The 12,471-nt window shown below is 69.8% G+C and carries 8 protein-coding genes; 6 read left to right on the forward strand and 2 right to left on the reverse strand.

From position 1 onward, the window contains the following. Positions 1 to 9: 9 nt before the first annotated feature. From D7V97_RS05880 to D7V97_RS05905, 6 genes are all read left to right on the forward strand, one after another. On the forward strand, positions 10 to 2,769 hold the full coding sequence (locus D7V97_RS05880; RefSeq protein ID WP_233582535.1) for a TonB family protein: 2,760 nt from the start codon (positions 10 to 12) through the stop codon (positions 2,767 to 2,769). Between the two features lies 1 nt (position 2,770). Continuing rightward, positions 2,771 to 3,694 (forward strand): hypothetical protein, encoded by a 924-nt coding sequence (locus tag D7V97_RS05885; protein ID WP_120609606.1) that lies wholly within the window; start codon positions 2,771 to 2,773, stop codon positions 3,692 to 3,694. A 62-nt stretch (positions 3,695 to 3,756) separates the two neighbouring features. Beyond that, complete coding sequence (locus D7V97_RS46740; RefSeq protein WP_368668878.1) at positions 3,757 to 4,002, forward strand: cytochrome P450; 246 nt, start codon at positions 3,757 to 3,759, stop codon at positions 4,000 to 4,002. 127 nt (positions 4,003 to 4,129) lie between these two features. Beyond that, positions 4,130 to 4,951 carry a TIGR02452 family protein gene (locus tag D7V97_RS05895; RefSeq protein WP_120609607.1) on the forward strand — a complete coding sequence of 274 codons (822 nt, stop codon included), beginning with the start codon at positions 4,130 to 4,132 and terminating at the stop codon, positions 4,949 to 4,951. 91 nt (positions 4,952 to 5,042) lie between these two features. Then, positions 5,043 to 6,644, forward strand: a complete 1,602-nt coding sequence (locus D7V97_RS05900; RefSeq protein ID WP_120609608.1) for a hypothetical protein — start codon at positions 5,043 to 5,045, stop codon at positions 6,642 to 6,644. 185 nt (positions 6,645 to 6,829) lie between these two features. Then, entirely contained in the window at positions 6,830 to 9,025 is a 2,196-nt protein-coding gene (locus tag D7V97_RS05905) for a methyl-accepting chemotaxis protein (protein ID WP_120609609.1), read from the forward strand. Positions 9,026 to 9,070: 45 nt separating this feature from the next. Here the strand turns inward: D7V97_RS05905 and D7V97_RS05910 are convergent, their stop codons facing one another. Then, entirely contained in the window at positions 9,071 to 10,675 is a 1,605-nt protein-coding gene (locus D7V97_RS05910; protein ID WP_120609610.1) for a PKD domain-containing protein, read from the reverse strand. 263 nt (positions 10,676 to 10,938) lie between these two features. Next, entirely contained in the window at positions 10,939 to 12,186 is a 1,248-nt protein-coding gene (locus D7V97_RS05915) for a hypothetical protein (protein WP_120609611.1), read from the reverse strand. Between the last annotated feature and the right edge of the window lie 285 nt (positions 12,187 to 12,471).

Raw genomic sequence — 12,471 nt, forward strand, 5'->3', positions numbered from 1 at the left:
GCCCACGCCATGTCCCCGAACCTGAAAGCCCGAAGCGCGCTCGCCGCGGCCTCGCTCCTGCTGGCGACCCCGGCGCTCGCGCAGGCACCGCAGACCGGCGCGCCTCCCGCGCAAGCCGCTCCCCCGTCGCAAGCCGAGGGCACTCCGCCCGCGCAGGCCCAGCCCGTGATGACGAAGCCTCCGGAGCTGGTGCAGCCGGTGGAGGCCCAGTACCCGCCCGACGCGCTCGCGCAGGGGCTCACCGCCTCCGTGCGCCTCATCATCACCATCGCCGCGGACGGCACCGTGGCGGACGTGCTGCCCACGGAGCCGGTGGGCCACGGCTTCGACGAGGCGGCCCTCGCGGCGGTGCGCCAGTTCCGCTTCTCGCCCGCGGAGGTGGACGGGGTGCCCGCGCCGGTGCAGGTGGAGTACGTCTACCACTTCACCCTCAACGCCCCGCCCGAAGAGGCCCCCGGACAGGAGCAGGTCCAGGCGGCGCCGAAGGCCACGCTCACCGGCCAGCTGATCTCCCGCGGCAGCCGCTCGCGAGTGGCCGGTGCCACCGTGCGCTGCGGTGACGACCCGGAGGCGCCCGAGGCCACCTCGGACGCAGATGGCCGCTTCACCCTGGAGGTGCCGCCCGGGGAGTGCGCGGTGCGCGTGGTGGCGCAGGGCTTCCAGCTGTACCAGACGAAGGAGCAGCTCAAGGAGAACGAGACGACGGAGGTGAACTTCTTCCTCGCTCCCGCCGCTGGCGCGCTGGAGACGGTGGTGCGCTCCGAGCGACCGAAGAAGGAGGTGGTCCGCCGGACCATCACGCGCCAGGAGGCGCAGCGGACGCCGGGCACCTTCGGAGACCCCATTCGCGTCATCCAGGCGCTGCCGGGCGTGGCGCGCGCGCCCTTCATCTCCGGCGAGCTGCTGGTGCGCGGCTCCAACCCCGGCCAGACGGCGACGATGATGGACGGGGTCAGCATCCCCATCCTCTTCCACCTGCTCGGTGGCCCCTCGGTGGTGAACGCCGAGTTCATCGACCAGCTCGACTTCTACCCGGGCGGCTACGGCAGCCAGTACGGCCGCGCGGTGGGCGGCATCGTCGAGGTCGGCACGCGCAAGGGCGCCGCCGACACGTTCCACGGCTCGGTGAAGGTGGACGTGCTGGACGCGGGCTTCTTCCTGGAGGCGCCCATCACGGACGGCATCAGCGTGGCCGCCGCGGCGCGGCGCTCGTACATCGACACGCTGCTGCCCGTCTTCCTCCCCAAGAGCGAGGGCAGCACGCTGTCCGTGGTGCCGCGCTACTGGGACTACCAGCTGCGCGTGGACTTCGGCGCGAAGCGCGGCGCGAACGCGGACGTGGAGGCCGGCGGCGCGCGCAGCACCGGCTACGTCATGGCCTTCGGCAGTGACGACCAGCTCCGGGTGGTGTCCTCGGGCCCGAAGACGGAGCGGGACCTGTCGGTGGACACGCAGACCCTCTTCCACCGCATCAAGGGTGACTGGACGTACCGCAAGGGCAACCTCACCTCCGTCTTCACGCCGTACGTGGGCTACGACGCCAACAGCTTCAAGTTCGGCGCCGCGAAGCAGGACGGCGTGGGCTACACGCTGGGCGCGCGCGAGGTGCTGGGCCTGGAGCTGTCCTCCGCGCTCACCGTGCGCACCGGCATGGACCTCATGTACGAGCACCAGTCCTTCGACGTGGAGTTCCCCGCCCCGGAGAACTTCGAGTACGTGGCCTTCCCCGGCGCCGAATCCGTGGGCGAGCTGCTGGTGGAGAAGATCGGCCTGGGCGCCTTCGACGGCGCGCTCTTCGTGGAGGCGGACCTGAAGGTGGGGAAGTTCACCTTCACCCCCGGCGTGCGCGGCAACCTCCAGAGCGCGGGCGACACCCAGAACCTGGCGTTGGATCCGCGGCTGTGGGTGCGCTTCGCGGCCACCGAGCGCACCACCCTCAAGGGCTCGCTCGGCCTCTACAGCCAGCCGCCGGAGACGTTCCGCTTCATCGACCTGCCGTACGGCAACCCGGACCTCGTCTACCAGCGTGCGTTCCAGAGCAGCCTCGGTGTGGACCACCGCTTGACGGACGTGCTCAACGTGGACGTGACGGGCTTCTTCAACCGCCGCTTCAACAACATCGTGGCGCCCGGGCAGATCATCGCGCGCACGGGTGGGGGCGTCGTCCAACTGCCGTACTCCAACGAGGGCATCGGCCGCGCCCTGGGCCTGGAGGTGATGGTGAAGAAGGACCGCGCCTCCGCGAAGGACAAGTGGTCCGGCTGGCTGTCGTACACCTTCAGCCGGTCCCTGGACGGGCGCGCGGGCCCCAAGCCCGACGGCGGTGGAGGCTTCGGTGGGGGCTTCGGCGACGACACCGATGCGACGTATGGCCTCAGTCCCTTTGACCAGACGCACATCCTCACGCTGGTGAGCAGCTACGTGCTGGGCAATGGCTGGGAGCTGGGCGGGCGCTTCCGCTACACCACGGGCCGTCCGACGACGCCGCTCAACCACACGTATGACCTGTACCAGGTGGACCGCAACCGCTTCAACGGCACGTATGGTCCGTACGCCTCGGCGCGCACGGCCGGCTTCCACCAGCTCGACGTGCGGCTGGACAAGAGCTGGCAGTTCCAGCGCTGGACGCTGGGGGCCTACGTCGACGTGCAGAACCTCTACAACGCGGAGAACGTCGAGTTTGTCTTCAACGACTACCGGCAGCGCCGGGAGTACGAGGTGCCCGGCATCCCCATCCTTCCCGTGGTGGGCGTGAAAGGAAGCTTCTGACATGAAGGCCCTGATCAACTACGGAAGCCTGCTCCTGCTGGCGATGGGTGCCGTGGCCTGTATCGACCCCGAGGATCAGCCCTCGCGCGTGCATGACTTCCGGGTGCTCGGCGTCTCCACGGAGCGGCCGGAGCTGATGGCGTCCACGTGCGAGCGCACGCCGGAGGCCCTGGACGCGCTCGCGGCGGAGGTGACGTATCGCGCGCTGCTGGTGGACCCCTCCGGTGGGGGGCGTTCCATCCAGTACACGCTGTGGGCGTGCGCGGATCCGGAGGACCGCACGTGTGCGAACGAGGCGGACCGCGCGCTGCTCGCGGAGGGCACCACGGGAGAGGGCGAGCTGACGCTGGCCATCCATCCCGGCGCGGCCAGGGTGGGGGAGGACCGGCTGCTGCTGGAGCGCGTGCAGGAGGCGGACCCCTACAAGGGGCTGGGCGGCATCCGCATGCCGCTCGTGCTGCGCGCGGTGGCGGGCGACGAGGAGGTGTACGCGCAGAAGCTGATGGTCTTCTGGTGCCCGGTGGTGGAGGGCATGAAGGCCAACGAGCAGCCGGTGATCCCGGGCCTGCGGGTGGACGACGCGCCCTGGCTGGACGGCGAGCCGCTGGAGCTGAGCGGCCCGGGTCCCTTCGTGGTGACGTCCGACGACGTGTCGGCCCTGGAGGAGACGTACGTGGTGCCGGGCCTGCGGCTGCAGGCCGTCACCCTCAAGGAGGCGTGGGAGATCTCCTGGCACACCACGCTGGGTGAGTTCAGTCCGCAGGAGACGGGCGGCGCGGACTTCGGTGGCCAGCAGGGCCGTCACCGCACGGAGTGGGAGCCGGCCGAAGGCGCCACGGCGCAGGACGTGACGTTCTGGGCCGTGGTGCGCGACGGGCGCGGCGGCAGCTCCTGGTTGGTGCGTCGGGCGCGCTGGAGTCCCTGAGTCGCGGTTCCGCCCCCGGGCTCGCGCGCAGCCAAGCCCGGGGGCATCGTCCGTATCCCTTCGTGGAGCCCCCGCCCGTCCGGGCCACCGGGGCATCGCCGCCGCGACAGAGCCAGCACCTCTCCTTCGGCCACGGCATCCACTTCTGCCTGGGCGCGAAGCTCGCGCGGATGGAGGCCCGGCTCGCGCTGGAGGCGCTCGTCCCACGCATCCGCGCCCTGCGGCTCCGCTCCCAGGACATCGAGTGGCTCCCGGGGCTCACCAGCCACGGGCCCCGGACGCTCCCGGTAGAGCTCCTCCCGGCCTGAGTTTGAAGGCGGCGTCCCTGTCTTCATGTCGCCCCGCCGGATGTCAGGCGCGCGCGCCCATGTTCGTGTATGTAGTACACGAAGCTTCCCGGGCTGGTCCCGGGAGCAGGAAGCCAGGGAGCGGGTCATGTCGCTAAAAGGGGTCGCGCAGGAGACGGTGGGAATCGTGGAGCGGGGCGAGTACGTGGCGCCATCCGGGCGGCCCGTCCTGTTCCGGGAGTCGGTGGAGCGCGCCCTGCGCGGGACGGTGCTGTACCGGCCCGGTGACTTCGCGGGGCTGCCCCGGCCCGAGCCTCGTGCGGCAGGCGCAAGGCCTCGCATCGAGGTCACGCCCGAGAAGACGGGCGCCGCGTCGCGCCGGCTGGTGGAGGCGGAAGGGGTGGCGGGTGTGGTCGCGCTCAACTTCGCGTCCGCGAAGAATCCGGGCGGTGGCTTCCTGGGTGGGGCGAAGGCGCAGGAGGAGGATCTGGCGCGTTGCTCGGCGCTCTACGCGAGCCTGATCACCCAACGCGACTACTACGACGCCAACCGCGCGGACCGGTCGCCGCTGTACACGGACCACGTCATCTACTCGCCGGAGGTGCCGTTCTTCCGCGACGAGGGGCTCAACCTGCTGGAGACGCCCTTCCGCGTGTCCCTCATCACCGCGCCCGCGCCCAACGCCGGCTCGGCCGAGCGGAACGCGCCGCACCTGGTGCCCCGCCTGCGCGAGGTGCTGCACGCGCGGGCCGTCAAGGTGCTCCAGGTGGCGGCGCACCACGGGCACCGCACGCTGGTGCTGGGCGCGTGGGGCTGCGGCGCCTTCCGCAACAACCCGCATGACGCGGCGGACGCCTTCGCCAGCGCCCTGGATGCGTTCCCCGGCGTCTTCGAGCGGGTGGTGTTCGCGGTGTGGGAGCGGGGAGGGGACGGGCCCAATTCGCGGGCCTTCCGCGAGCGGTTCGCCTGACGCGAGGCGGATTTAATCCGGCTTAATCCACCCCCGGCGGCGTTCCGCGCGACAACCCCCATGACTGTTGTTCGCAGAGGGGGAAGTACGCATGCCGAACGTGATTGGGGCCTTTCAGCAGATCATCCGGACCGCGAAGGCGCAGGCCAGTGGAACCGTCAGCGCTCCGCAGCAGGGGCCGGCCGCCCTTCCTCCTCCGCCGAAGACGGCCGGCGGGAGCGCGCCCACCGACAGCTTCGGTGGGCGCACGCCGACCGTCCCCCAGCGCAACCCGCTGTTCCCGCCGGACGTCCCGACGCCCTTCACCTTCACGTCGCCGTTCCCGAAGCCCGCCGCCTCCACGACCGCGAGCACCCCGGGGCCGGTCCTGCCGGGGCCGAAGGGCATCTCCGGCGGCGTGACCCTGGAGCTCGAAAAGAAGGGCGAGGTGGGCCCCTTCTCGGTGTCGGTGACCGGGTACGCCCAGGTGGACGCGACCTGGTCCCAGGCCGCGGGCACGACGACCTTCACCGTGGAGGCGGAAGCCGGCGTGGAAGGGAGCATCGGCATCGACGCGAAGGTCGTCGAGGCCGGCGTCAACGGCGCCGCGGGCGTGCGAGGCAGCTACGAGGTGACGCTGCCGACCGCGGCCGCCGCGGGCATCACGTCGGCCGAGCAGCTCAACCCCGCGCTTCCCCAGAGCCTGCCGGTGGGGGCCACCGTGACGATGACGGGGGAGACCTTCCTGTCGGCGGGCGTGGAGGTGACGCTCCGGAAGTCCCTGGGCTTCTCCGACCTCTCGGTGGACCCCTCGAAGGAACTCTCGGCGGAGTTCTCCGCGGGCTTCAGCGATGAGCGGTCGCATGGCATGGCCATCGCCGTCAGCAAGCTGGATGAATCGACGGTCCGCGTGACGGTCGGTCCCACCGACGCGGTGTCGCACACCATCGAGGCCAGCTTCGGCCTGCTCGGCTTCAAGGCGGGGCTGTCCGACTCGGCGCGCGTGGAAGGCCAGCTGACCTCGAAGCAGGTGGACTTCGACATCTCCACGCCCGAGGGCCAGGCCGCCTACAACCGCTTCCTCGCGACAGGGGAGCTGCCGAAGAACGACCCGGCGAGCGGCACCTCGAACGCGGCGACCGTGGAGATTGTCACCGGGGAGATGACCCGTGAGGTCACCTTCGGCATCAACCTGGGGGAGGCCACCCTGGAGAGCGACGAATACATCTTCACCCACTACGAAGACGGCCGGGAGTCGTTCGAGTACACGGGCCAGAAGGGGCCCGCCACCGTCACCCTCAGCGGCGACCCGAACGTCCCTGCGTCACAGACCTACGTGGCCACGCTCGTCTGGGTGGGCTCCGGAGACGCGGAGAGCATGAAGCAGAGCTTCCCGGGCGCCACGGGGGCCGGCGACACGGCGACCTTCACCTTCACGCCCGACGAGGCGAAGCAGCTCCAGCAGCTCGCGAAGGACCGGATGCAGGCCTTTCGGGAGAAGCGTCCGGGCTTCACGGACCCGCCCGAGCCGTGGGTGCAGCAGATGGCCCAGGCGACGACGCCCGAGAAGGCCTTCCTCGTGCTGATGACGCCCACGGCGAACAACGACTCCGGCAGTGTCATGGCGCGGGTGGCGGAACTCGGCACGTTGCAGGTCGACCTCGGCACGGGCAGCGCGGTGCTGCCCGGCCAGTACGCCGTCACCCAGCAGTGAGGTGGGGAGCGCCTGGCCCCTGGAGCCGCCACGTCGCGCACGGTGTCCAGGCGGCCGTGCGACACAAATCCAGACGTGAAACACGGTAAGAAATGAAAGCCGCGCACTCCCGGGCCAGCAGGCGTCCGGGGGTGTCTCAGACCCTGTTTGCATTTGTGTCACGGGCACCGGAGCATCCCCTCTACATGGGGCTCTCCCGCGTCTTCTCCTTCGTACCCACGGTGTCCGTCGTTCCCTCCAGGTCCTCGGCGAGCATGCGTCCGGGCCCAGGCGGGTGCTCGCGCCTCGCGGGACTGGGCACCGCGCTGCTCTTCGTCTTGTTGATGTCGGCTCCCGCGGCGCACGCGGCGCCGGTGCTGGTGCAGGCCCCCGTGCCCGCGGTGGACGGGTGGCGCTTCCGCTGGGGTGACTCGCCGCTCGGGCCCGATGGCGTCCCCACCTGGGCGAAGGCGACGGGCACGGAAGAGGGCTGGCAGCCGACGGAAGCCCTGAAGGAGCCGCCGGGCCGCGACACGAACACGCTGCTCTGGCTGAGCATCCCCATCCCCGAGGGGAAGTGGCTGGAGCCGGCGCTCTACCTCGGAGGCGTCGCCAATGCCTTCGAGGTGTACGCCGGCGGCGAGCGCATCCACGCGAGCGGGGTGGTGAACCCCTCTGGCCGCGAGCGCATGGACGACGGCATGTTCTGGCACCTGGTGCCCCTGCCGCCCGAGGTGAAGGGCCAGCGCATCCTGCTGCGCATCCAGGGGACCGGGCCCACCATCGGCGTGACGCGCGATGCGCAGGTGGGCTCGCGCCACGAGCTGCTCGCCGCGGTGGCGCGCACGGGGCAGGCGCCGTTCGTCATTGGAATGCTGCTGCTCGCCATCGCCGGGGTGACCGTGGGCGCCGCCGTGCTGCGCCGCCAGCAGCGGATGCTGGTGGCCCTGACCGTCTTCTCCGGGGGCTCCGGCGCGCTGCTGCTCGGCATGAGCGGCGTGTTCGCCGCGCTCTGGAACCTGCGCGTCGCCAGCAACCAGCTCCTGCTGCTGGGCGCCTACTGCATTCTTCCGGGCCTCGCGTGGTTCATGTCGGACACGGTGGGCGAGGGGCGGATGCGCTGGTTCCGCATCGGCGCGGCGGTGGTCTCCGTGCTGGCCGCCATCCAGGGCGCCCTCGCCCTCGTGGACCTGAGCCTGGCCCAGGCGATCCTGCCGCTCATGACCCTCTATTCGCTCCCCGGGATCATGATCTGCGTCGGCGTCGCGGCCGTCGAGGCCTGGCGCGGGAACTCCGACGCCCGCATCTTCGTCGTCGGCCTGGGCATCCTCTTCTTCTTCTGCGTCCTCAGCACGCTCCCCATGTTCGGCCTGGCGGAGGCGGCGGACAGCCAGCTGCACTGGGGCTTCTTCGCGCTCACGCTGTCGCTCGTGGGCATCGTGGGAAGCCGCTCGTCACGGGTGGTGAATGCACTCGCGCAGCACACGCGCAGGCTGGAGGAGCGGCGCCAGGAGGTGCGCCAGCTCGCCGACAACATGGGCAGCGGCGCCGGAGAGCTGGCCGCGGTGGTGCAGCAGCTGCGCGCCACGAGCGAGGAGCAGACCACTGGCATCAGCCGCCAGGCGACGGCGCTCCAGCAGCTGGAGCACACGGTGGAGGAGATCCGCCAGAGTTCGCACGTGACGGCCGACAAGGCCCGCCGGATGGCCGCCTCCGCGGAGACGGCCGAACAGGTGGGGCGCGACGGCGGCGAGGCCCTGGAGCGCACGCTGACGGACCTCTCCGCCATCCGCACCGAGGTGTCGGAGATGGCCCGCCACATCCTCGCGCTCGATGCGCGCACGCGGGAGATCGCCAGCATCGTGGACGCGGTGAAGGCGCTGGCGGACCAGTCCAACATGCTGGCCATCAACGCGGCCATCGAGGCGGTGCGCAGCGGTGACAGTGGCAAGGGCTTCGGCGTGGTGGCGCGGGAGATGCGCAGCCTCGCGGACCAGTCCATCCAGGCCACCCAGCGCATCCGCGACGTGCTCGACGGCGTGAGCGCGAGCATGCGCGAGGCCGCGAAGGTGAGTGAGCAGGGCGAGCAGCGGGTGATCGGCAGCCTTGAAGCGGTGCGCAGCTCCGGCGTGCAGCTCCAGAAGCTGGCCTCCATCATCAAGGACACCAGCTCGAGCGTGCGCCAGATCACGGCCGCCGTGGCCCAGCAGGACACGGGCACGCACCAGATTGCCCAGGCCATCCAGGAGCTGTCCGCCCAGATGCAGCGCACGCTGAAGGTGGTGGACGAGACGCAGAACGTCACCCACTCCGTGCAGTCGCTGGCCCAGCGCCTGTCGGGCGTCGCCGACCACGCCCTCCACTCCGGCTCGCTGGACGCGCAGGCGGCGCCGGCCCGGTAGCGACGGGCGGCGCCTGACGTGGGCCTGTGGGCGCGGGGGGAAGGCTCAGCGCACCTCGAAGTCGTAGATGCGCGTCGCCGGGTCACCGTTCTGGGTCGGCGTGGTCACGTTGAGCTTGATGTAGCGCGCCGACGTGGCGCTGATGGCGTGGGTCGACGTGCTGGCGGTGTTGGTGGTCACCGTCACCGGGGTGCTCCAGCTCGTGCCGTTGCTGGAGGTCTGGATGGTGAAGGCCCGGGTGTTCCAGGTGCTCGCTTCGCCGCCCGCGCCGGCATGCTTGACGACGAAGCTGCTGACCGTCTGCGCCGAGCCGAGATCCACCTGCAGCCAGCCAGGAGCGGCCAGCGAGCAGAACTTGTCGGTGGTGCCGCCGGAGACGCTCCCGTTGACCGCCTTGGCCGGCGTCTCGCTGCTGTTGCAGGCGGTGGAGCCGGTCGCCGGCTTGTTGAGCGCCAGGTTGATGTTGCCGGCACCGACTGAGACCGTCTGGGTCTTGGTGTGGCTGGCGCCGCCGTTGTCGGTCACGGTCAGGCTGACGTTGAAGTTGCCGGCGCTGGCATAGACATGGCTGGGATTGGTCGCGGTCGAGCTGCTGCCGTCGCCGAAGTTCCAGCTGCGCGAGGCGATGCTGCCGTCGCTGTCCGTGGAGGCGTCGCTGAAGGTTGCGGTCAGTCCGCTCACGGTGACGCCGAAGTTGGCCACCGGCGGGGTGTTGCCGCTGACCGCGGTGTTGATCGCCGCCGCGTACTGCGCGCTCGTGCCCTGCGACACGCACTTCTGGATGTCGTCGTACAGCCAGAGGAAGCCGCCGCCGATGCCGGCCGAGCTCTTCCAGTTGCTCATCTTGCTCTGCACCGTGGCCGGACTGTCGCCGCTGGTGCAGCCGGTGCCATGGCGCGTCCACAGGCCCGGGTCGACGGTCATGCCCATCGCGGTGTTCCAGGTCGCCGGATTGTTGCCGGCGCCGCCGTCGTACACCTGGAGGTAGATGTTATCGACCGCGCTGCCGAGGTTGTCCTTGAGGCTCCTCCAGAAGGTCTGATTGGTGTAGGGCGCGAAGGTGATCTTGAAGCCCAGGCCGATGAGCATCTGCCCGAACTGGGTGGTCGGGGCGAGGTCGTAGGCGCTCTCGTCGTCGAAGTTGACCGCGGTGGCGCCGGTGGCCGTCTTCAGCGCCTGGAAGTTGCGGTACAGGATGCTGGTGGTGCCGGTGCCGCAGACCAGGGTGCTGCCGCAGCCCGCGGCGGTGCCGTTGACCAGCTTGGCCATGCGCTCGAAGTCGGGAACGCTCCAGGCGCCGGTCGACACCTCGATGCGATTGACCGACGTGGGCGCAGTCTTGAGCGTGGCCAGCCGCGTCGGCCAGGCCGGGTCGCCGATATAGGCGCCGTTCCTGACCACCGGGATGTCGTTGTAGACGAGGTCGCCGTTGTCCTCGATGTGGAAGCTCCACAGGATGACCGTGGTGAAGCCAGAGCTGCGCAGGTCATCCATCACCGCGGTGCCGCCGGAATAGAACGGGCCGCCGCCGTAGACCGCTGAATCGGCCTGGGCCGTCGGCGTGAATGCGGCCAGGGCGAGGGCGGCGAGCGCCGGCCAGGCTCGGCGGGCGGGAAGGAGGCAGGACGCGAGCTGCTTCGACTTCGGCATGGTGTGATCCCCTGTCGCCGGCCTCGGCGACAGGCAGGCATTGCAAGCGCCGAAATCGGGATGCCGATATTACCTGGATAGGCTCGAATAGATCGAAATCCTGCGGCGCTCCGGCGAACAGCCACCGTCAGCGGCACCCCCAGCCCCAAGGGATGGATGGCGGACCAGGTCACCAGGTATTGCTTCTCCAGGGCGTGGAGACACGACCGCCGGGCCCCCCTTGAAGGAGGACCCGGCGGCGGAATGCGACGCTTCAGCCGGGACTACCGGCCGGTGCGCTCGTCCACGGTGAGGCAGGGCTCCATCTTCTCGGGGGCGACGAGGAAGAGCTCCTCGCGGCCCAGGTCCTGGGAGAGGCCCGGCGCGGCGAAGCCAATCTGGCCACCGCCGTCATACGCGAGGGCCAGCCAGTCGTTCTGCGACGCGGGGAACACGTTGTTCGGGGCGCCGGAGCGGTTGAAGTCCCGGGCGTAGGACGCGGCGTCGATGGTCGTATTGTTGTTGAAGTCCAGGTTGACGCTCGCGTTACCAGTGACCTGGACGTCGTTGAAGCGAAGCCCGCTGATCTTCGCCAGGTCCGCTTCGGTGGTCGGGGCGACGGGCGAGAACGCGGCGCCCTCGTTGACGGCCGCCTCGCTGAAGGAAGCGACGCGCACGCGCGAGTAGTCGAGCACGTTGTTCAAGCCGCCAATGCCAAAGCCATAGAACTGGTACTCGTAGTTCATGATGCTCAGGTAGTTGGGCTTGTAGTTGCTGTCATCGTTCCCGCCGTGGCGCAGGCCGATGTTGTGCCCCAGCTCGTGCATGACGGTGCCGGCCAGCTGCAGCTCCGTGCCACCCCCGATGAAGCCCAGCGTCACGATGAAGTCATGCGCGGGGATGCCGCGCGAGATGCCGCTGGAGTTGCCGCCGCTGTAGCGGTTCGCGAACAGCATGTAGTGGAAGTACGGCGCGCGGCTCGCGGCGAAGTACTTCCCCTTGATGACGTCGAAGTCCGTCCACACGGGGTTCAGGTCCGAGTCCGCGTCCGCGGCGGCGATCTGCTGGTCCACCACGATGTGCAGCGTGATGCCCGTGGTTCCATCCGGGTTCGACACCGGCGCGTTGGCGAAGGCCGTGATGACGCGGTTGCGCATCGCCTGGGTCGGCGCGAGCCCCGGGTAGTAGTCCGCCTCGATGAAGATGTCCTTCTTGCGCGGGTTCGAACCGAGCCCGGCCAGGTCGATGCCGCCGATGCCGTACGCCTCCGCGTAGTCGCTGAGCCGGTCACCGTCCGTGTCGGCGAGGTTGGGATTGGTGCCCAGCACCGTCTCCACGATGTCACAGATGCCGTCACCGTCCGTGTCCAGGGAGCTGATCAGGCATCCAGGGGGGACCGGAAGGAGGGCCACCGCTTCCACGCCCTGCTGGGTGCTGGCCACCTCCGTCTCCGGAGGCGGGGTGCCGCCACACCCGTTCAAACCCAGGAGCGCGACGGAAGCGGACAGCAGGGTCTTGTGAAGCCTGGACATGGGGATTCCTTTTGCTTGCAAAGGATTGGCTTCGCGCCAATCGCCACCTTCTTTGCATTCATCAGGATTTTCCGGCTGTTCTAATTTTGCTGACTTGACCTGATTAAGGCAGGAATTGAACGAAGTCCTGAAGCCTTGGCGGTTTTTGCCTGGAGGGCTGTAATCCGAGGCGTGTCCCCTCATCTTCAAAAAGGCGCCGGGCTGCACTAGAAGAGGCTCCAGGTCCCTGGAGTCCCCGCGCATGCTGCCGCCCACCGCCCCCCGACGTCGTCGCGAGCCCCAGGA

This window comes from Corallococcus sp. CA053C (assembly GCF_003611675.1).
Taxonomy (GTDB): domain Bacteria; phylum Myxococcota; class Myxococcia; order Myxococcales; family Myxococcaceae; genus Corallococcus.